Genomic DNA, 23,330 nt, shown 5'->3' with positions numbered 1-23,330 from the left:
CACATTGGCGCTTGCGATAAATTTGATGCTATTCCTTTGGAATATAAGAACACTCCGCAGGATGATGCACAAGAAGAAGTTCTAAAGACCATTGATCCTGCATGGAAATTAGAATTGATGGAACTAATGGTTATGTAATGGCTTTTAAGGATAAAAAGTACGATATGTTGTTTACTCGTACTTTGGGTTGGAACGGAGGTGATGGAGTATTGACTACCCAGTTGCCTGATGGAAATACATTCTGGTCATTTAATGATAGTTTTTATGGGGTTGTGGATGGGAAAACACGTGCACGTGGAAGTTGTAGTTTTCCTCGTAATACTTTAATGGTGCAAACTCCTGGTGATGAGGAGGAAAACCTTGTTTGGTTGGCCGATTTTGTACAGACTACTGACCCGCAAGCTCCTCGCTATTATCAAGCACTTACTCATATTCGTCATCCGAAAGCTAGTTTAGGAGAGGATAAAATTCAAGAAGGAGAGATTGACCAAGATTGGCTGTACTGGCAGGTGATGCCACAATATGCAACAATCAATTGCAAGTGCTTTGGAATGGAGTGGATAATACAAACTCGGCGGCATTGATGAGACATGAAGGCATATGTCTGGCAACATATAGTTTAGAGGGAAAGCCGGGTGATGCTAGTTACATGAAGCTAATTAGTGCAAATCATCATTTCAATGATGCTGATATATACGGATATGGTTCTACGTTATGGGAAGATGAAGATGGTCATATTTATTTATATGGTTCATATAATAATTATGATATGGTAGTCGCTCGTACCGCTAGACACGATCTTAGTAGTCCATGGGAATATTATGTTGGTGATGAACAAGGTAACTTTTCTTGGAAGAGCACTTATCCTACAGAGGCGGAAGTGAAACTTTCTAGAATTCAAGAAACAGATTGTAGTATGCCGTGGGTTTTTAAAAAAGGAGATACTTACTATATGTTGGCGCAAGCTAAATGGTTCGGACGCGAAATGCTGATTTTCCGAAGCAAAACGCCTTATGGACCGTTTGTTGACTGTCGAACTTTGTTTGGATTTTCAGATTACCTAGATAAATTGGGCCCAAAGGAGTATAATAATCTGTATATGATAAACTTGCATCCTAGCTTGTCACGTAATGGCGAATTAGTGTTTTCTACTAATACCGATCCAAAAGACTTTTGGGATAATTTCAATGCTGTAGGTAGTGCTGACTATTATCGTCCTTATTTCTATCGTGTATATAACTGGGAGAAAGTTTATGAAGAGTAATCTTTATCTGTTATAGATATCAGAGAACCATTTCTCGCTTAAATCAAGAAATGGTTCTCTTTTTAATTTAAAGAGTAAAATAGCGGGTATTAGTTTAGTGGTAAACGATGATTGGTTCGTTCCTAAACTGGTAAGATTAGTACCTAATTAATGCATACTTTTGCCATTGCGGTGGCAGAGGTTTACTTATTTGTAAATAATTTATAGATTAATTGATATATGAGAATGAATATGAAAAAGTGTTTTGTCTGGCTCTTTACTATTCTCTTTTCATCAGGAGCATATGCTCAGATGAAAGATCTTGTGCAGTATGTGAATACCTTGCAAGGTACCGATTCTCATTTCGGGTTAAGTTATGGGAACACCTATCCGACGACGGGGATGCCTTATGCCATGCATACTTGGTCTGCGCAGACCGGGAAAAATGGAGAAGGATGGAAATATCAATATGCGGTGGATAGTATAAGAGGCTTCTGTCAGTCACATCAATGTAGTCCGTGGGTGAGTGATTACGCGGTATACTCTTTCATGCCGTTGGTTGGTGAGTTGGTCGTTAATCAGGATAAGCGAGCAACGAAGTTTAGCCACAATAATGAAATAGCTAAACCTCATTATTATAAAGTGACATTAGATAATCATATTACTACAGAAATGGCACCCACTACCCGTGGCGTGCATTTACGTTTCTCATATCCATCCACCGGTGATGCTTACCTTGTCATTGATGGCTATACCGATATGAGCGAAATTAAAATAGATCCGGTAAAAAGGCAGATTTCCGGTTGGGTGAATAACCAGCGTTTTGTCAATGATTCGAAGTCATTTCGCAATTACTTCATAGTTCAATTTGATAAGTTGTTTGAAGACTATGGGGTGTGGGAGAATCAGAAAGATGAACTATTCATGAAGAAACTAGATGGTGCAGGAAAAGGATATGGTGCATACATCAAGTTCAAGAAAGGTTCGAAAGTGCAGGCTAAGGCAGCTTCCTCCTATATTAGCGCTGAGCAGGCTTTGCTTACTTTAAATCAGGAGCTAGGAAAAGATAAAAACTTGGAGGACACGAAAAAACGTGGACAAAAAAGATGGAATGAGTTGCTGAATAGAGTGTTGGTAGAAGGTGGAACGGATGAACAGATGAAGACTTTCTATTCTTGTCTGTTCCGTGCTAATCTATTTTCGCGTAAATTCTATGAACGGAGAGAGAATGGTGAACCTTATTATTATAGTCCTTATAATGGTAAAGTTTATGACGGGTACATGTATACAGATAATGGATTTTGGGACACATTTCGTTCACAATTTCCTTTGACTAATATTCTCCACCCGAGTATGCAGGGGCGCTATATGAATGCTTTACTTGCTGCACAAGAACAATGTGGTTGGTTACCTTCTTGGTCGGCTCCAGGTGAAACTGGAGGAATGCTTGGTAATCATGCAATTTCATTATTAGCAGATGCATGGGCTAAGGGGATACGTTCTTTTGATCCTGAAAAAGCATTGAAAGCTTATGCGCACGAGGCGATGAATAAAGGACCTTGGGGTGGTGCTAATGGACGTGGATTCTGGAAGGAGTATTTCGAACTCGGCTATGTACCTTATCCGGAATCAATGGGATCGAGTGCTCAGACCATGGAATATGCATATGATGATTTCTGTGGATATCAATTAGCTAAAATGGTCGGGAATAAGCATTATCAGGAAGTCTTTGCTCGGCAAATGTATAATTATAAAAATGTTTTTGACTCATCTATCGGGCTTATGCGTGGAAAAGGTGTCGACGGTAAGTGGCAAGAACCATTCGATCCGCTGGAATGGGGTGGACCTTTTTGTGAAGGGAATGCATGGCATTATACATGGTCAGTGTTTCATGATGTGGAAGGACTAATCAACTTATTTGGAAGTGATGAGAAATTTACCACAAAGATCGACTCAGTATTCACTCTACCTAGTACAATCAAACCGGGTACTTATGGTGGCGTTATCCATGAAATGAAGGAGATGGAATTGGCAAATATGGGACAATATGCACATGGAAACCAGCCGATTCAACACATGCCTTATTTGTATTGTTATGCCGGACAGCCGTGGAAAACCCAATATTGGGTACGCCAGATTGTAGAGCGTTTGTATAATTCAACCGAACGTGGGTACCCAGGCGATGAGGATCAAGGAGGTATGTCTTCATGGTATATCTTGAGTTCATTAGGCATCTATTCCGTGTGTCCGGGTACAGATGAGTATGTTATTGGAAGCCCGTTATTTAAAAAAGCTACGATAACAATGGAGAACGGAAATAAATTTGTGATTGAAGCAAATAATAATAGCAAGGAGAATCCATATATCCAATCCGCTACTTTGAATGGACGTGTATTGGATAAGAATTTCATCAGATATGATGATATCGCAGATGGTGGCACTATTCGTTTTGAAATGGGGAATCAGCCGAATAAAGAAAGATGTACCTCGAAATATGCTGCTCCTTTCTCTTTGTCAAAAGAATAAAAATAGTAAAGTATGAAAAATAGAGTATTAGTTGGTTTATTATTGGTCTTGATTGGAGTAGGATGGAGTGTATCGGCACAGAATACGGGTGATAGTTATGCCCGTCAGGTGAATACACTAATAGGTACGAAAGGAATCGGTCTGACTTCGGGATATCTTTATCCCGGAGCAACCTACCCCTATGGCATGGTACAGTTCACTCCTTCTTACTTTTCCAAGCGTTCCGGGTTTGTTATCAACCAACTAAGTGGCGCAGGGTGTGAACATATGGGGAATTTCCCTACTTTTCCGCTAAAGGGGAAGTTGAAAACTTCTCCCGGAAACTTCTTAGATCACCGTATTAATATAACAGAGGAACAGGGGCATGCCGGCTATTACGAAGCTATGGTGCAAGAAAATATCAAAGCAATGCTGACTGTAACTGAGCGAACAGGTATGGCTGCTTATGAGTATCCGGCAGGTCAAGAATATGGTACGGTAATTATTGGTGGAGGGATCTCGGCAACTCCGATTGAGCAGGCGGCTATCGTAATCACTGCACCGAATAAATGTGAAGGGTATGCGGAAGGTGGGAACTTTTGTGGCCTTCGTACACCGTATAAGGTGTATTTTGTTGCGGAATTCAATACAGATGCGTTGGAATCAGGAACTTGGAAAAGAAATGAGTTGAAGCCAAATACGACTTTTGCGGAAGGTGATTACTCCGGCGTTTATTTCACATTTGATGTCAGCAAGAAGAAAAACATCCAATATAAGATTGGCGTTTCTTATGTCTCGGTAGAAAATGCACGTGAAAACCTGAAAGCAGAAAATGGCGGATGGGACTTTGCGCAGATTCAGTCTCAGGCAGAGACAAAATGGAATCACTATTTAGGTAAGATTGAAGTGGAAGGGAGCAATCCTGATCGGATCACTCAGTTCTATACACACCTATATCGCTCTTTTATCCACCCAAATGTATGTAGTGACGTAAATGGAGAATATATAGGAGCTGACTTCAGAGTACATAAGTCGCGTACGAAGCATTATACTTCTTTTAGTAATTGGGATACATATCGTACGCAGATCCAGTTGTTGGCGATGTTAGATCCGGAAGTCGCTTCTGATATAGTTGTCTCTCATCAATTGTTTGCTGAGGAGTCGGGTGGCTCTTTCCCACGCTGGGTGATGGCAAATATAGAAACGGGTGTGATGCAAGGTGATCCGACTTCTGTCTTAATTTCAAATGCATATGCTTTTGGTGCACGCAACTATGATCCGAAACCAATTCTCAAGATAATGAGAAAGGGTGCGGAAGAGCCGGGAGCAAAGTCGCAAGCAATCGAAACGCGTCCGGGGTTGAGGCAGTATTTAGATAAAGGGTACTATGATGCTTCTATACAACTTGAATATACTTCGGCAGACTTTGCTATTGGGCAATTTGCGTTGCGGGCTGTTGGTGATGAGTTTGCCAGTTGGCGTTATTTTCATTTTGCTCGTTCGTGGAAAAATCTATATAATCCAGAAACAAGTTGGCTGCAATCTCGCAATTCTGATGGCTCGTGGAAACCTTTGACTGACGATTTTAGAGAATCGACTTACAAAAATTATTTTTGGATGGTTCCTTATGATATTGCCGGGTTAGTGGAAATTATAGGCGGAAATAGTAAAGCTGAAAAACGACTGGATGAGTTCTTTACTCGTTTGGATGCAGGCTACAATGATGCTTGGTTTGCTTCGGGCAATGAGCCTAGCTTTCATATCCCATGGATATACAATTGGATTGGTTGCCCTTATAAGACGCAGGCTGTGATTAATCGCGTACTAAATGAACAATATTCTAGTAAAATAGATGGGTTGCCCGGTAATGACGATTTAGGGACGATGGGGGCGTGGTATGTTTTTGCCTGTATTGGTTTGTATCCGGAGATACCGGGAATTGGTGGACTGACTATAAACACTCCCATCTTTCCATCAGTTAAAGTACACTTAAAAGAAGGAGACCTTGTGATAAAGGGTGGTTCGGAAAAGAATATCTATATAAAGTCGATGAAACTAGATGGGAAACCGTATGACAGTACATGGCTTGATTGGGAACGACTTTGTAAAGGTGCAACGATTGAGTATGGAACTTCAGGTAAACCGGATATGAAGTGGGGGGCAAAGATACTTCCTCCGTCTTTTCCTTAATTGAGTGAAATGAATAAAAAAGTATTTATAGTATGAAAAAGTCTTTTTTAAATAAGGTATGTTTGTTCGTGACAGTGAGTCTCATGTTGTCGTGTAGTGGAAGTAGCACTAAACATTCATCTGAATTCCCAGATTGGGCGTGGACCGATTTTCAACGTCCGGCAGAGATTAACCCGATTATTTCCCCGGATTCTACCACCTACTTCTATTGCCCGATGAGGCAAGACTCTGTAGCATGGGAAGCTAGTGATACATTCAATCCTGCAGCCACTATTTATGATGGGAAGGTGATCGTTCTTTATCGGGCCGAAGATAATTCGGCTGTAGGAATTGGTAGCCGTACTTCTCGCTTGGGTTATGCTTATTCGGAAGATGGATTGCATTTTTCCAGACAAAGTGTACCGGTTCTTTACCCGGGAGAGGATACCCAGAAGGAGTTAGAGTGCCCGGGAGGTTGCGAAGATCCTCGGGTTGCGGTAACAGAAGATGGTTTGTATGTGATGCTTTATACGCAGTGGAACCGGAAGCAAGCTCGATTGGCGGTAGCTACTTCTCGAAATTTGCAAGAGTGGGAGAAACATGGACCGGCATTTGCCAAAGCATATAATGGTCGTTTTGTGAATGAGTTTTCCAAGTCAGCTTCCATTATAACAAAAGTGGTTAATGGAAAACAAGTGATTGCAAAGATTGACGGCAAATACTGGATGTATTGGGGAGAGAAGTTTGTCAATGTGGCTACTTCTACGGATATGATAAACTGGCAACCCTTATTAGATGTAAACGAGGACTTTCTGAAAGTGATGCTTCCCCGGCAGGGTAAGTTTGATAGCGAACTGACGGAATGTGGTCCTCCGGCAGTAATTACTGAACAAGGTATCTTATTGCTTTATAATGGAAAGAATAAAGCGGGTACTGAAGGGGATACATTATATACTGCTAACTCTTATTGTGCCGGACAAGCTCTGTTCGATGCTAAAGACCCTACTAAACTGATCGATCGTTTGGATAAACCATTCTATATCCCCGAATCGGACTTTGAGAAGAGCGGACAGTATCCGGCCGGAACCGTCTTTATTGAAGGTTTGGTATACCATCACCAGAAATGGTTCTTGTATTATGGTTGTGCTGATTCCCGCGTGGGGGTTGCAGTCTATAATCCTATTAAATAACATATATACAGATGAAAAAGATAGCATACTATTTGTTGTTGACTTTTCTTGTACAGCAGCTTACGGCGCAAGAAAAAACGATATTCAAAAATCCGGTGATTCGTGGAGATATGGCAGATCCTTCGATTATCAGGATAGATGACACGTATTATGCTACTGGGACTTCGTCGGAATGGGCACCCCATTATCCGGTATTCACATCGAAGGATCTGGTTAATTGGAAACAAAAAGGGCATGTCTTTACAAAACAACCGGAGTGGACTCTTAATTCTTTTTGGGCACCGGAACTGTTTTATTATGCTAACAAAGTGTATTGCTACTATACCGCTCGCCAGAAAAGTACCGGAATTTCATATGTTGGAGTAGCTACTGCTAGTTCTCCTTTAAATGAGTTTACGGATCATGGGGCATTGGTGGAATACGGGAAAGAAGCTATTGATGCATTTGTTTACAATGATAACGGTCAGCTTTATGTTAGTTGGAAAGCTTATGGGTTGGATAGACGCCCCATAGAACTACTGGCATCTAGATTGTCGGCTGATGGGTTGAGAATGGAAGGAGAACCTTTTTCTTTATTGATAGATGATGAGGAGATCGGAATGGAAGGACAGTATCACTTTAAGAATGGAGATTATTATTATATCGTCTACTCTACTCATAGTTGTTGTGGTTCTCAGAGTGATTATGATGTCTGTGTAGCCCGAGCAAAGAACTTTGAGGGACCTTATGAGAAATACGCGGGAAACCCTGTCTTGCATGGAGGAGAAGGTGATTATCTCTCATGTGGCCATGGTACGGTTGTGATATCTCCTGATAGGCGGATGTTCTATATGTGTCATGCGTATTTAAAAGGAGAGGGATTCTATGGTGGTAGACAACCGATTCTACAGGAAATGGAAATGACTGCTGATCATTGGGTACGCTTTAAAACCGGAAACTTGGCTATTACCGAACAGCCTGTTCCTTTTAAAGGAGTTATTCAAAAAGAATTGCCTGATTTTGAAGATCGTTTTAATGGGAAAGATTTAAAAGTGGAGTGGACATGGAATTACCCTTACTCAGAAATCCACACAGTGATAAAGAAAGGGAAATTATATTTGTCAGGTAGTTCGAAAGGGGAAAATAAATATGGAACTGCTTTGTGTTTGCGCCCTCAATCTCCTCATTATGCGTGTGAAACGAAGGTTGCTAATGCCAATGAGAGTTTGAAAGGGCTAACCTTATATGGAGATGATAAGAATTTGATTGCATGGGGGCTTTCCGGGCAGCGGCTCTTGTTGAAGAGTGTCAAAGATGGTGTTGAAGTCGTGCACTACGAAGTTGCTTATAGTGCGAAGGACATTTATTTGAAGTTCGAAGTAGAGGGAGGCTGCATCCTCCGATTCTATATGAGTTTGGATGGCAAGAAGTGGCAGGAGGTACTGACGACTCCTTTGCATGGTGAATTTCTAGCTCGTTGGGATAGAGTACAGCGACCAGGTTTATTGCATATTGGTGAGAAAGAAGCACCGGCAGAGTTTGATTACTTTAAGATGATAAATAAATAATATAGTATTATAAAAAATAAGAGCATGAAAAAGATTTTAGTATTGGCGATGGCTATTTTTATCGCATGTGGAACAACATTGGCTCAACATGTGAAACCGTTCCGTGAAGGCGAACGAGCCGTATTCTTAGGAAATAGTATCACAGACGGTGGACATTATCATTCGTATATTTGGCTGTATTATATGACTCATTTCCCCGATATGCCTATACGTATATTAAACGGAGGGATTGGCGGAGATACAGCGTATGATATGAACAAACGATTGGATGGTGATATCTTTAGTATGAAGCCATCTGTGTTGATGGTCACTTTCGGTATGAATGATTCCGGTTATTTTGAATATAATGGAGATAACGGGAAAGAGTTCGGTGAGCAGAAGTACCAGGAGTCTATTAAGAACTATCAGATGATGGAAAAACGTCTGCAAGGATTGCCTGATACGCGTATTGTCATGACGGGAACTTCACCGTATGATGAAACCGCTCAAATCAAAGACAATACTCCTTTCAAGGCTAAAAATGAAACGATGAAGCGAATCATAGACTATCAAAGAGAGTCTGCAGCGAAGAACGGATGGGAGTTCGTTGACTGGAATGCACCAATGGTAGCCTTGAATCAGCAAAACCAGCAGAAAGATCCTTCATTTACACTTTGTGGTAATGATCGAATTCATCCGGATAATGCCGGGCATATGGTTATGGCCTATCTCTTCTTAAAGGCACAAGGCTTTGCTGGAAAAGATGTCGCAAACATCGAAATTAATGCTTCTAAGACACAAACCGTAAAAGCTGAGAACTGTATCGTTTCCAATATAAAGAAGATAGGCAAAGAGCTAAGTTTTGATTATTTAGCTGAATCATTACCTTACCCTTTGGATACGATAGCACGTGGTTGGGGTGCTAAAATGAGTCAGGCAGATGGAGTCAAAGTTGTGCCTTTTATGGACGAGATGAATCGCGAAATGTTGAAAGTCACAGGTCTGAAAGGTGCTTATCGGTTATTGATTGATAACGAGGAAATAGGTACATGGAATGCTGATGAGTTGGCTAAAGGTATCAATCTGGCGGCTGAATCAAAGACTCCTCAATATCAACAGGCATTGACTGTGATGCATCTCAATGAATATCGGTGGGAAATTGAAAAGAATTTCAGAGAATATGTGTGGTGTCAGTTCGGTTTCTTCCAAGAGAAAGGTTTGCTATTTGCTAATGACAGGAAAGCTATTGAAGTAATGGATGAGAATCTGGAGAAGAATATCTGGCTGAAAGGTCGTCGGGATATGTATTCCAAGATGATGTTTGAAGCTGTACGTGATGCTCGCGAACAAGAAATGGACGTTTTCATCAATAAGATTTATGAAGTGAATAAACCAGTTGTCAGAAAAATCGTTCTTCGAAAAGCAGAGAGATGAGAAATAATAGGTAGTTACTGAGTATTCCCCATATCTATATAGTCTAGAGTAGTTACATTACCAGTACGGTAGAGGCTGCTCTAGACTTTTTTTAGTTAGTTTCTTTTCCAGAATCCCGGAGTAAATAGCAGGAGTACCGTGAATAACTCCAGACGTCCGAGTAACATCAGAAAGGACAGTAGCCATTTGGCAGTGTCTGGCAGGTCACTCCACGAATAGGCAGGGCCGCAAAGTCCGAGTCCCGGTCCCATATTTCCGATACTGGAAACAACAGTTCCCAGAGATTCGAGGAAACCGACTCCGAGTCCCATCATCACTAAAGTACTTATGATGATGATTACCAGATAGAGAAACGTAAAAGCTAATACGGTTGATTGTAATGAAGGTGAGATTACTTGTTTGTTTACTCTTACGGGAAGTACTGCGTTGGGGTGGAGTATATGTTTAAACTCATTTTTGGAGACCTTAGTCAATATAACCATGCGAATACATTTAATACCTCCGGTAGTACTTCCGGCACAAGCGCCAATAATCATAACAATGATAAGGCTACCCCAGAGTATAGGAGGCCAAGTCATATAGTCAGTGGTGGCAAATCCGGTGGAAGTATGCAAAGAGATTACCTGAAATAGAGAATCCCGAAAAGCCTTTTCCAGAGTTATCGGATGAGTGTGGTATAAGCATACGGCTATGAATATGGTGAAAACTACCACTGAGGTGGTATACCATTTCAGTTCGTCGTCGTGGATGAATTTCTTTAATTTTCCATTCACTAATAGTAATAAGATCGTGAAGTTGATTCCGGACAAGAATGTGAATATTGAGATTACATATTCTATATACGCGGAGTTGTAGTAAGCAATACTAGCTTGTTTAGTCGAAAAACCACCGGTTCCCGTTGTTGCGAAAGCATGGCATATACTATCAAAAATATCCATTCCTCCCAGTACCAATAAGATGATTAGTAAACCGGTTACTCCGGCATAGATACTCCATATCCATTTAGCAGTAACACCAATCCGGGGATGTACTTTATCGTGAGTCGGTCCACTGGCTTCAGCTGCAAATATCTGAATACCGGCTACACCGAATATGGGAAGTACAGCAATCGTGAAGAATACGATTCCCAGACCACCGATCCATTGAGTCATTGAGCGCCAAAAAAGTAGGCCATGTGGTAGAGACTCTATGTTATTCAGAATTGTGGCTCCGGTACTACTGAAACCAGACATCGTTTCAAAGAAAGCATCTGTGATGTTAGGAATGTATCCACTCAGATAGAAAGGTAACATGCCGAAGAGAGAAAAAGCGATCCAGGATACTGTGACAATAACGTAACCGTCGCGGCGGCTCAACTGTTTTTCCGCGCCTCTTCCAATGAGTAAGAGTAAGAAGCCTACGATGGTGGTGATGGCGGCAGCATATAAAAAACTTTGCAAATCGTTTTCTTTGTAAATCATGGAAACGCCTGCGCAACATAATATCATGGCAGTTTCTATCAATAATAGAAATCCCATGATACGGTATATCATCTTTGAATTGATCATAATGCTATTTAAAGAAAAACTCTTCTGTTAGTTGAAGTATTTTTCGATTTTTTTAATCATCATATCTAGGCAGAATACGACAACGTGATCACCTGCTCTCACCTGCGTATCTCCATTTACCAGCATTCCTTCGCCATTACGGATCATCCCCCCGATAGTGGCTCCCTTAGGAAGGCCCAAGTCTTTGATGAGATGTTTGGTTATTTTAGCTCCTGCCGCTACGGTAAATTCTGCAACATCTGCATTGGCAAAAGTAAGACACTTTACGTTCGATACATCCGCTTCCAACATCATTTGATAGATGTGGCTGGCAGCAATCATTTTTTTATTGATAACAGTTCCTATATCCAGACTTTCTGCCATGCTGATGTAGTCAATATTCTCTACCTCAGCTACGGTTTTTTCCACACCCATGCGTTTGGCGGCCAGGCAGGCGAGAATATTTGTTTCTGAGTTTCCGGTCAGGGCGACAAAGGCTTCTGTGTTTTTTAATCCTTCTTCGATGAGAAGATTCATATCTCGGCCATCCCCATTGATAATCATCGTTTTATCATCTAATAATTCAGTCAGACGATTGCAGCGGTTAAGATCATTCTCTATGATTTTTACTTGCATATAGTCGGGTACATATTGGGCTGTTCGCACAGCGATGCGACTTCCCCCCATAATCATAACGTTGCGTACATCGGCATAGTCTTCTTTTCCGGCTATTTTCCGGATATAAGGGATGTATTTGCGGGTGGTAGTAAAGTAAACAATATCATAGAGCTGGATTACATCATTTCCCCGAGGAATAATGGTTTCTGTTCCTCGTTTGATGGCTACTACATGGTAGGGCGGGTTACTTGCACCTAACTGGTGGAGTGGAATATTGAGAATTTCTGCTTTCTCTCTCATTTTGGCTCCGATTAGGATTAACGCTCCTCCGCAAAACTCCCACCATTGGCGCACCCAACTCATTCGCATGGAAGAGACAATCTCTTTGGCGGCAAGCATCTCGGGATAAATCAGTGAGTCGACACCAAGCTTTTGAAAGAACTCTTTGTTCTTTGGTAGCAGATATTCGTAATTGTCGATACGTGCAACTGTCTTTTTAGCCCCCAGATTGGTAGCTAGCATACATGCGGTCATGTTCCGGCTTTCGTCGGGTGTAACGGCGATAAAGAGATAAGCTCCTTGATTCCTACTTCTTTCAATCCGGCGATAGAAGAAGGAGAAGCTACAACGGTTAATAAGTCGAAATTGGAACTAAGTGTGCTTAGTTTCTCTTCGTCATCATCCATTAAGATAATGTCTAGCTTTTCGCGTGATAGTAGCTTGGCCAAGTGCGTACCGACATTACCGGCACCGGCAATAATAATCTTCATTTCAAATATTTAGTTCTTTTATCTCTGTTAGGCACGGAGCGAATATATGACATTGCTTGAGAAGTGTTTTTAAAAGTCCTTCCTCATCCATACTGCAGAGATGATACAATTGATTCACACAGCCATGTTCCACAAACTGATCAAGAATACCTATCCGTTTTACAGTTGGATTATATCCATTGTCTGCCATAAATTCAAGAATGGCACCTCCCATTCCTCCTTTTATAATGCCGTCTTCAATGGTTATGATATGGCGGAACTTACGGGCTACTTCATGTAGCAACTCCTCGTCCAAAGGTTTGAGGAATCTCAGATCATAATGAGCGATTGAAAGTCCGGTTTTAATTTCCGCCTGTTCTATAGCGCGGGCTGCTGTATTTCCGATTGGCCCGATGGAGATTACTGCGAAATCTTTTCCATCCCGTAGTTTACGCCCTTTGCCGACAGAAACTTCTTCCAATGAGCATTGCCAGTCGACAAGAACACCTCTTCCTCGTGGATAACGAATAACAAAAGGTCCTTTGTCGGGTAATTGTGCGGTATACATAAGTCGCCGTAGTTCATGTTCATCCATTGGTGAAGCAATGGTTAAATTCGGAACCGGACGTAAACAAGCCATATCGAAAACTCCGTGATGCGTAGGTCCATCCTCTCCAACGAGTCCGGCACGATCGAGGCAGAATACTACATTTAGCTTTTGAATAGCTACATCATGGATAATATTGTCATAGGCTCGCTGCATGAATGAAGAATAGATATTGCAGAAAGGTAATAGTCCGTCTTTTGCCATCCTCCGGAGAAGGTGACAGCATGGCCTTCCGCAATACCGACATCAAAAGCCCGTTTAGGCATCTTTGACATTAATATATTCATAGAACATCCGGAGGGCATTGCTGGTGTGACGCCTACTATTTTCGAATTAGCTTTAGCGAGTTCTACCAGTGTGTTACCAAACACATCTTGGTAGAGTGGGGGCATTCCATCGGTATTGGTTACAAAGCGTTTGCCGGTAACCGGATCAAATTTGCCTGGTGCATGCCATTCGGTAGCATGTTTCTCAGCAGGAGCAAACCCTTTTCCTTTTGTCGTGTGTAGATGCAAGATCTTCGGACCTTTCATGTCCTTAATATCATGCAGTACGCGTGTGAGATTCTTTACATCATGTCCATCTATAGGGCCGAAGTAACGAATATTCATTCCTTCAAAAATATTTTGTTGCTGGGCGGCCATTGACTTTAGGCTATTGCCAAAGCGAATTAACGCTTTGCGGCGTTCCTCGTTCAGAATACCCAGTTTGAATAAGATGCGTGATGCTCTGAAACGCAACTGATTATATCGGTTGGATGTAGTTAGGTTAAAGAGATATTGTTTCATTCCACCTACGCTACGATCTATTGCCATTTCGTTATCATTCAGTATGATAAGTAGGTTGTTGGGAGTAGTCGAGGCATTGTTAAGCCCCTCAAAGGCCAAGCCTCCGCTCATCGAACCATCGCCAATAACTGCTACCACATGACGGTCTTTTTCTCCTTTTTGAGAAGCAGCAACGCTCATGCCGAGAGCTGCGGAAATAGAATTAGAAGCATGTCCACACGTAAATGTGTCGTACTCGCTTTCCTCCGGAGATGGAAAAGGACGAATACCTCCTAGTTTCCGGTTGGTGAAAAATGCTTCCCGGCGGCCTGTGAGAATCTTATGACCATAAGCCTGATGCCCTACATCCCACACAATACGGTCATAAGGTGTATTGTAGACGTAATGCAATGCTACAGTCAACTCCACTGTTCCCAAGCTGGCTGCAAAGTGGCCCGGATTACAGGACAGTTCTTTTATGATATCTTGTCTTAATTCATCACATATATCCGGGAGTCGCTCTGCATCTAACCGGCGCAGATCCTCGGGATAGTCGATTGTCTTAAGCAAGTTATATGTCGGTTCATTCTTCATGATTCGAGGAAATTTATGCAAAAGTAGTAAAAGAAAGCGGAAGCTAGTCACTTTTTATATGAAAACTTGTCCGAGAGACCGCTAAAGCCTCTGGTAAAGAACCTTGGCATACTGTGTGAAAAGCCCGATAACCCCGTCCGAATAGGGTGTTACATGTGTTTAGTTCTTATCTCCCATATTTGGTTTACCGGATTGCTTATGATAACAAAGAGAAGTTGGCTTATGTTCCTTTTATCGCATTGTTTTTCTTTTTTTTCATTAATACGGGTTAAAGATATTAGCAAATTCTTAGAAAACGCATAGCAAACGATACTTTCCGAAGTGGAATTTATACCTTTGCATTTAGAAATGGAAAATAAAATGAGATGTCTGTAAAGAACAACATAGAGTTCCGAACAGTAGTGGAATTGCCGAAGAGTCTGCCTGCTATTACATATGAAGGACGTGTACTCATGTTGGGTTCTTGTTTTGCTGAGAATATAGCGCATTACTGACCGCCCGAAAATTCCGGCTGGATATGAATCCATTTGGCATTTTGTATAATCCATGTCTGTGGCAGAAGCATTAAAGACGATTGCCAGCGGATATAATTATACGGAAACCGACTTGTTTTTTTATAAAGAAAACTGGCATAGCCCGATGCATCACGGTTCGTTTTCTGCTTCGACTCAGGAAGCGGCCTTGCATAATATCAACACGCGTATCATTTCCGCTCATCAAACCTATCCCGAACTTGATTGGCTGATGTTGACTTGGGGTACGGCCTATGTTTACGAACAAAAGAAAACTGGAAAGATTGTGGGGAATTGCCATAAACTTCCGGAAGATCAATTTATCCGTCGGCGATTGACGGTGGAAGAAATAGTAACTGAATATACCTCTTTACTAACTGGGATGATTATGCGTAATGATCGTCTGAAAATATTATTAACAGTTAGCCTATTCGCCACGTGCGAGACGGGATGCTGGACAACCAGTTGAGTAAGGCGACTTTATTATTGGCGATTGAGCACTTGAAGCTGCTTTTCCCAGATAAGGTGTTTTACTTTCCTTCCTATGAAATTGTGATAGATGAATTACGTGATTACCGTTTTTATGCAGATGATATGCTTCATCCCTCTACTCTGGCAATTCGTTATTTATGGGAACGCTTTTCGGAGACTTTCTTTTCATCGCAGACCAAGCAGTTGATGGCAGAGGTTGAAGAGATAGAACGTGATTTGGCTCATAAACCTTTTCATCCCGAATCAGAAGCTTATCAGCGCTTTTTAGAACAAATAGTGTTAAAAATAGAACGACTAGGCACAAAATGCCCGTACTTAGAATTTCAAAAAGAAATCGAATTATGTCATATGCGATTGAAACTATAGCCGAATATATCGGTGCACGTCGTATTGGAAAACACGACGCAATGATTGACTGGTTGTTGACCGACAGCCGCTCTCTCTCTTTTCCCGAGGAAACCCTTTTCTTCGCTTTGGTTAGCCACCGTAATAATGGTGCGCGTTATATTTCTGAATTATATGACCGAGGCGTACGAAACTTTGTGGTTAGGGAACAAGACTATGCAAAGATCAAGCAAGAAAACTGGGAGGATCTAAATGTTTTGTTTGTAGCTAACCCGTTGCAAGCTTTACAAAAACTGGCGGAAATACATCGCGAAAAGTTTCAGATACCGGTAATCGGTGTGACAGGAAGTAACGGAAAGACTATTGTGAAAGAGTGGTTGCATCAATTACTCAGTCCCGATCGTAACATTGTTCGTTCGCCACGCAGTTATAATTCGCAAGTAGGTGTTCCACTCTCAGTATGGCAATTGAATGAAGATGCTGAACTCGGAATCTTCGAGGCCGGTATCTCCGAAATGGGAGAGATGGATACTCTTCAGCGAATAATCAAACCATCTATTGGTATCTTGACAAATATAGGTGGTGCACATCAAGAAAACTTCGCTTCTTTACAGGAGAAATGTATGGAGAAACTCAGTCTCTTTAAAGACTGTGAAGTGGTAATTTACAACGGCGACGACGAGTTGATTTGCAATTGTGTTATGAAATCCATGCTTACTGCGCGCGAAATAGCTTGGAGTCGTACGGATATGGAGCGCCCGCTTTATATTAGTAGGGTGATTAAAAAAGAAGATCATTCCGTCATTTCTTACCATTATCTGGGAATGGATAATACTTTTTGCATCCCTTTCGTCGATGATGCTTCTATTGAGAATGCTTTGAACTGCCTTGCTGCCTGTCTCTACTTAATGACCCCAGCCGATCAAGTAACCGAAAGAATGGCTCGTTTAGAACCTATTGCTATGCGGCTTGAAGTAAAAGAAGGTAAACGAGGGTGTGTGCTTATTAATGATAGCTATAATTCTGATCTGGCTTCGTTGGATATCGCACTCGATTTTTTAGTGCGTCGTTCGGAAAAGAATGGTTTGAAGCGAACGCTGATTTTATCCGATTTACTGGAAACCGGGCAAGAACCGCTGTCACTCTATGAACGCGTAGCCCAACTGATACAGAATCGTGGAATAGACAAATTAATAGGAGTTGGCCCTGAACTCTCTCTCTGCGCTTCCTGCTTTGAAGAAACAGACGAACACTATTTCTTTCCCGACACCCCGTCTTTGCTGACTTCCGAAGTGTTTAGAACATTGCGAGATGAAGTAATTCTGGTAAAAGGATCGCGTATCTTCAATTTTGACGTGGTTACCGAAGAATTGGCTCTGAAAGTTCATGAAACCATTCTGGAAGTAAACCTGCAAGCAATGGTCGATAACCTAAACCATTATCGTGCGATGCTGCGGCATCCTGAGACAAAGGTTATTTGTATGGTCAAAGCTTCGGCTTATGGTGCCGGTTCGTATGAAGTGGCTAAGACGTTGCAAGAACACCATGTAGACTACCTTGCTGTAGCCGTAGCCGATGAAGGGTCCGAATTGCGTAAAGCAGGGGTTACCTCTTCTATTATTATAATGGACCCCGAATTGAGTGCTTTCAAAACTATGTTCGACTATAAGCTTGAACCGGAGGTCTATAACTTCTATTTGCTCGATGCTTTAATTCATGCAGCAGAAAAAGAAGGTATAACCAACCTACCTATCCATGTGAAACTAGATACGGGTATGCATCGTTTGGGCTTTGCGATTGAAGATATACCGAAATTGATTCGTCGTCTGAAAAATCAAAGTGCTGTAATACTCCGTTCGGTGTTTTCTCACTTTGTAGGAAGTGATTCGCCGGACTTTGATTTCTTTACTCGTCAGCAAATTGCTTTATTTACGAAAGGTTCACAGGAGTTGCAGAACGCATTTCCGCATAAGGTTTTACGTCACATTTGTAATACGGCGGGTATTGAGCGTTTCCCGGAAGCACAATTTGATATGGTACGTTTGGGTATCGGATTGTATGGCATCAGCCCGATTGATAATTCGATCATTCACAATGTGAGTACATTAAAAACGACCATTCTTCAGGTAAGGGATGTTCCCCAGGAAGATACCGTAGGATACAGCCGTATGGGGCATCTTACCCGACCTTCCCGAATTGCCGCTATTCCGATTGGCTATGCTGACGGATTGAACCGTCATCTCGGGCGTGGGAATTCATATTGCTTGGTAAATGGCAAGAAGGCCTATTATGTCGGCAACATCTGTATGGATGTCTGCATGATCGATGTGACAGATATCGATTGCACTGAAGGAGACAAAGCTATTATCTTTGGAGATGATTTGCCGATAACGGTTTTATCCGATAAACTAGATACAATCCCTTACGAGGTATTGACCAATATCTCGGCGCGGGTAAAACGAGTCTATTATCAGGAATAAATGCAATTATTTCTTCCATACTATGTACCATTTATTGTTTTTATCTATATTTGCACTAATTAATATCACCCTATAAATCTAACCGTATGACGAATTTATTATTAGGCTTTTTGCCAAGTGGTTCCGAATGGATCATTATTGCTCTTGTTATCCTACTCCTTTTCGGGGGAAAGAAGATTCCCGAATTGATGCGTGGCTTGGGTAAAGGAGTCAAAAGTTTCAAAGATGGCGTAAACGAGGCGAAAGATGAGATAAATAAAGCCAAAGACGAAATTGACGAACCTGCCAATACTGCAAAGAAAGAATAAACAATGGCGGAAATGACCTTCTGGGATCATCTGGATGATTTGCGCCGGGTACTTTTTCGCGTTATTGGAGTTTGGTTTGTGCTGGCAATAGGTTATTTTATTGCCATGCCTTACTTATTCGACCATGTAATACTTGCGCCTTGCCACAATGATTTCATTTTCTATGATTTATTGCGATATATAGGTGAAAGGTTTAACTTGACGGATGACTTCTTTACACAAGAGTTTCATGTGAAGTTGGTCAATATCAATCTGGCAGCTCCTTTCTTTATTCACATGTCGACAGCTTTTTGGATGTCGATAGTGACCGCTATGCCTTATTTGTTTTATGAAGTTTGGCGGTTTATCAGTCCTGCTCTTTACCCAAATGAACGAAAAGGAGTGCAAAAAGCATTAACTTTAGGCACTGGAATGTTTTTTATCGGAGTGTTGTTAGGCTACTTCATGGTTTATCCGTTGGCACTTCGTTTTCTGTCGACTTATCAGCTGAGTGCTGAAGTAGAGAATATCCTTTCTCTCAACTCATATATAGACAACTTCATGATGTTGGTGCTCTGTATGGGATTGGCCTTTGAACTACCTTTGGTTACTTGGCTACTTTCATTAATGGGATTGGTGGATCGGACTTTCTTACGTAAATATCGACGTCATGCAATCGTTATAATTGTTGTTGCATCTGCTATTATTACTCCGACAGGCGATCCTTTTACCTTGAGTGTAGTTGCTATTCCGCTTTATCTTTTATACGAGATGAGTATTCTTATGATAAAAGACAAAAAGAAAACGGAAGACGACATCGAACTTGTAGAAGAGTAATTTAGGATATGGAGCAGAACGAAGGAAGAGAATCTTATGATTTGCTTCAGGCGGTTTGCAACCTGTCTGATTTACAACTGGGGGTTGGTTATAAACAGATGCGCGATCTGCTTGATAGGCTTTGTCGCACTCAAATGCATAACGAAAGTTTGCAGATGACCGACCTTTCCGCTCGCATCAGTTTTGTTTCGGCAAAAGTTGGGCTTACTGTGGTGGAGCAAAACCGGCTTCATACATTTCGTTTGATGTCCAATGCAATTCTGAACCGTCGGGCAGAGCCGGAACGGACAAATTTGTTGCGGGATGCAAAAACACTGGCTTTCTTTATTCGTAAACTATCCGGTGAGGAAATACCGGCTGAGTTGTATCGTTTACTGCCGCGAACTGATGCTACTTATATCGTAGCACCTCCTGCTCGTAAACGGGTACAGCGAATGCGGGTCTGCTTTCAGTACGCGGACGAACAATATCTATATGTAACGGGTTTAGACGACATTGCCGAGCAGCCTTTGCGTGTACGTTATAATGTTCCGCAGGTAAACGAAGAGTTTGCCGACACCTGTCGATTGCTTTGGAAGCATGCACAAGTCAACCTGTTGGATGTAGGAATTGACGATTCCGGTCTGCTTACCCCTTCCTTTATTGTATTGGAGCCCGATTTCCTGCTTGATATCAGTTCGTTGGCCGAATGTTATCGGGATTACGGGCATCATCCCGGCAACTATTTCCTTTCTCGTTTACAGCCGATAGAGAATGCGCGTCCATTACTTCTGGGAAATATAGCCAACCTTTTTTTGGACGAATGGATTCACGCTGACGGAGAAGTCGATTACCGGAAGAGTATGCAGAAAGCTTTCCGTCGCTATCCTATTGAATTGGCCGCTTGCTCCGACCTGCGTGATCAGGAGAAAGAGCGCCAGTTCTTTGATGATTGTAAACTCCATTTTGATCATATTCGTGAAACAGTTCATGAAACGTTTCATGCTCCGGGCTACGAATTGGATAAAACTGATGCGGTGCTGGAACCTGCTTATATCTGTGAAGCGCTTGGACTTCAGGGGCGGCTTGACTATATGCAACGTGATATGTCCTCGTTCATTGAAATGAAGTCGGGTAAGGCCGATGAATATGCGATTCGCGGAAAGATTGAGCCGAAAGAGAATAATAAAGTTCAGATGCTATTGTATCAGGCAGTACTTCAGTACTCTATGGGAATGGATCACCGAAAGGTGAAAGCTTACTTGCTATATACGCGCTATCCGTTGCTCTATCCGGCACGTCCTTCCTGGGCTATGGTGCGTCGTGTGATCAACTTGCGCAATCGTATCGTAGCTGATGAATTTGCGGTTCAACTTCGGAATAGCCTGGAGTTCACCGCTCAAAAGCTAAATGAGATCAATGCTTCCGTTTTAAATGAACGTGGTTTGTCGGGACGTTTTTGGGAAACCTATCTTCGTCCATCCATTGATCAGTTTCAAGTGAAGCTTCAGCGATTATCCGATTTGGAGAGGAAATACTTTTATGCGCTTTACAATTTTATCACCAAAGAACTTTATACGGCTAAATCCGGTGACGTAAATTATGAAGGACGTACCGGATCAGCAGCTTTATGGCTCTCTACTTTTACTGAAAAATGTGAGTCCGGAGAGATTCTATGTGATTTGCGTATGACGGACAATAATGCAGCCAATGAGCATAAAGCAAGTATTACATTTGCTATTCCGGTCGCCTCTTACGATGAAGAGCAGGCTCTTCCTAATTTCCGACAGGGAGATGCTGTGGTTCTTTATGAACGCAATGTGACTGCGGACAACGTTACCAATAAAATGATTTTTAAAGGTAATATTGAAATATTGACCGAACAGGAAATTTGCATTCGCCTGCGAGCTACTCAGCAAAACATCTCTGTTCTTCCTGCCGATAGTCTTTATGCTGTTGAGCATGATGTAATGGATACAACCTTTCGCGGTATGTATCACGGGTTATATGCTTTTATGTCGGCTACACAAAGTCGGCGTGACCTTTTATTGTCGCAGCGCGAACCACGGTTTGATAAATCATTGGATGCACGGATAGCCGATGCTTCGGATGACTTCACGCGTGTGGCTTTGAAGGCGAAAGCCGCGCAGGATTATTTCTTGCTGGTTGGTCCTCCGGGTACAGGTAAGACTTCATGCGCTCTTAAGAAGATGGTAGAGATGTTCCACCAGGAGAAGTCCACACAGATTTTGTTGCTGTCTTATACGAACCGGGCAGTTGACGAGATTTGCAAGGCGCTTACTGCCATTTCGCCGGTAGTCGACTTTATCCGTGTAGGTAGTGAACTCTCCTGCGATGAGGCTTATCGCGATCATCTGATCGAAAACGAATTAGCCTCTGTACGCGTCGTTCGGAAGTTTACGACCGTATTCAGAAGTGCCGCATCTTTGTGGGCACAGTGAGCGCTATTTCGGGTAAACCGGAGTTGTTTAAGTTGAAGTGCTTTGATGTAGCGATTGTAGATGAGGCTACACAGATTCTGGAACCACAATTGTTGGGCATATTATCTGCCCGCAGAGATAGTGGAGAAGATGCTGTTGGACGCTTTATTTTGATTGGAGACCACAAACAGCTTCCTGCTGTTGTTATGCAGAACTCGCAACAGTCTGAAATATATGATGAAGAATTGCTTGCGATTGGTTTGCGTAATTTGCAAGATTCACTATTTCAGAGACTTTATCGTACATCTCTTTCCACACCCCGTTCTTACGATATGCTTTGTCGGCAGGGACGTATGCATCCTGAGGTCGCTAATTTTGTGAATCATACTTTCTATAATGGTAAATTGATATCGGTGGGGCTTCCTCATCAGTTGGAAGAAAGTAAAAGCCCCCGTTTGATTTTTTATCCATCTCAAGCTGAACCATTTGGAACATCGGCCAAAGTCAATCGTTCGGAAGCTCGGATTGCCGCTCAAATTGCTTTCCGAATCTATGAACAACATAAAGAAAACTTCAATGTGTCTCGCAGTTTGGGAATCATTACTCCCTATCGAAGTCAGATTGCGTTGATTAAAAAGGAGATAGAAACGTTAGGAATACCTTCTCTATGTCAAATCTTAGTGGATACCGTTGAGCGTTTTCAAGGAAGTGAACGTGATATTATCATTTATTCATTCTGTGTGAATCATCCTTATCAGTTGAAATTTCTTTCGAATCTTACAGAAGAGGAGGGGGTGTTAGTCGATCGTAAACTGAATGTGGCCTTGACTCGTGCACGGAAACGAATGTTCATAACAGGCGTGCCCGAGCTATTGAAACTGAACCCTCTCTACGAAAGTTTGTTAAAATTAATAGCTGGGCCTCAGCTAATTGGCTAATTTTTGCAGTTGTTAGTTTTTATTCTTTCTTTATGCAATTCATTAACACCTATATATTTTGCAAACGCGTATATTTGCAACACGTTTTTTT

At 41.9% G+C, this 23,330-nt stretch carries 9 protein-coding genes and 5 pseudogenes; 11 read left to right on the top strand and 3 right to left on the bottom strand.

What is annotated here, in order from left to right:
* Positions 1 to 101: 101 nt before the first annotated feature.
* The 6 genes and pseudogenes from JCM10512_RS24815 to JCM10512_RS08765 all read left to right on the top strand — a co-directional run bounded on the left by JCM10512_RS24815 (position 102) and on the right by JCM10512_RS08765 (position 10,067).
* Positions 102 to 1,264: pseudogene (locus JCM10512_RS24815) on the top strand (DUF5005 domain-containing protein).
* A 231-nt stretch (positions 1,265 to 1,495) separates the two neighbouring features.
* On the top strand, positions 1,496 to 3,769 hold the full coding sequence (locus JCM10512_RS08785) for a GH92 family glycosyl hydrolase (protein WP_148298331.1): 2,274 nt from the start codon (positions 1,496 to 1,498) through the stop codon (positions 3,767 to 3,769).
* 12 nt (positions 3,770 to 3,781) lie between these two features.
* Complete coding sequence (locus JCM10512_RS08780) at positions 3,782 to 5,938, top strand: GH92 family glycosyl hydrolase (RefSeq protein WP_044162290.1); 2,157 nt, start codon at positions 3,782 to 3,784, stop codon at positions 5,936 to 5,938.
* Between the two features lie 32 nt (positions 5,939 to 5,970).
* The gene (locus JCM10512_RS08775) at positions 5,971 to 7,107 is read left to right on the top strand and encodes a beta-1,2-mannosidase (protein WP_044162288.1); all 1,137 of its coding nucleotides are present in this window, start codon (positions 5,971 to 5,973) and stop codon (positions 7,105 to 7,107) included.
* Positions 7,108 to 7,118: 11 nt separating this feature from the next.
* Positions 7,119 to 8,654: a family 43 glycosylhydrolase gene (locus tag JCM10512_RS08770; protein ID WP_044162286.1), complete on the top strand. Its 1,536-nt coding sequence runs from the start codon at positions 7,119 to 7,121 to the stop codon at positions 8,652 to 8,654.
* A gap of 24 nt (positions 8,655 to 8,678) precedes the next feature.
* Positions 8,679 to 10,067 (top strand): SGNH/GDSL hydrolase family protein, encoded by a 1,389-nt coding sequence (locus tag JCM10512_RS08765; protein WP_044162284.1) that lies wholly within the window; start codon positions 8,679 to 8,681, stop codon positions 10,065 to 10,067.
* Between the two features lie 95 nt (positions 10,068 to 10,162).
* Here JCM10512_RS08765 and JCM10512_RS08760 read toward each other — a convergent pair whose 3' ends face one another.
* From JCM10512_RS08760 to dxs, 3 genes and pseudogenes are all read right to left on the bottom strand, one after another.
* Positions 10,163 to 11,614: a TrkH family potassium uptake protein gene (locus JCM10512_RS08760; protein ID WP_148298330.1), complete on the bottom strand. Its 1,452-nt coding sequence runs from the start codon at positions 11,612 to 11,614 to the stop codon at positions 10,163 to 10,165.
* Between the two features lie 27 nt (positions 11,615 to 11,641).
* Positions 11,642 to 12,981, bottom strand: a pseudogene (trkA, locus tag JCM10512_RS08755) (Trk system potassium transporter TrkA).
* Position 12,982: 1 nt separating this feature from the next.
* A pseudogene (gene dxs, locus JCM10512_RS08750) lies at positions 12,983 to 14,928 on the bottom strand (1-deoxy-D-xylulose-5-phosphate synthase).
* A gap of 383 nt (positions 14,929 to 15,311) precedes the next feature.
* Here dxs and JCM10512_RS08745 point away from each other — a divergent pair.
* The 5 genes and pseudogenes from JCM10512_RS08745 (at position 15,312) to JCM10512_RS08725 (ending at position 23,239) form a co-directional block, all read left to right on the top strand.
* Positions 15,312 to 16,298, top strand: a pseudogene (locus JCM10512_RS08745) (GSCFA domain-containing protein).
* Positions 16,274 to 18,757 carry a bifunctional UDP-N-acetylmuramoyl-tripeptide:D-alanyl-D-alanine ligase/alanine racemase gene (locus JCM10512_RS08740; protein ID WP_044162281.1) on the top strand — a complete coding sequence of 828 codons (2,484 nt, stop codon included), beginning with the start codon at positions 16,274 to 16,276 and terminating at the stop codon, positions 18,755 to 18,757. Before JCM10512_RS08745 ends, JCM10512_RS08740 begins: the two are co-directional and overlap by 25 nt.
* A gap of 86 nt (positions 18,758 to 18,843) precedes the next feature.
* Positions 18,844 to 19,065, top strand: a complete 222-nt coding sequence (locus JCM10512_RS08735) for a Sec-independent protein translocase subunit TatA/TatB (RefSeq protein WP_044162279.1) — start codon at positions 18,844 to 18,846, stop codon at positions 19,063 to 19,065.
* A gap of 3 nt (positions 19,066 to 19,068) precedes the next feature.
* On the top strand, positions 19,069 to 19,881 hold the full coding sequence (gene tatC, locus JCM10512_RS08730) for a twin-arginine translocase subunit TatC (protein WP_044162277.1): 813 nt from the start codon (positions 19,069 to 19,071) through the stop codon (positions 19,879 to 19,881).
* Between the two features lie 8 nt (positions 19,882 to 19,889).
* A pseudogene (locus tag JCM10512_RS08725) lies at positions 19,890 to 23,239 on the top strand (DEAD/DEAH box helicase).
* Positions 23,240 to 23,330: the final 91 nt, after the last annotated feature.

It is taken from the genome of Bacteroides reticulotermitis JCM 10512 (assembly GCF_000517545.1).
Classification (GTDB): Bacteria; Bacteroidota; Bacteroidia; order Bacteroidales; family Bacteroidaceae; genus Bacteroides; species Bacteroides reticulotermitis.
Note: the sequence above shows the minus strand (reverse complement) of the source record. Positions and strands in the feature narration are given on the sequence as shown.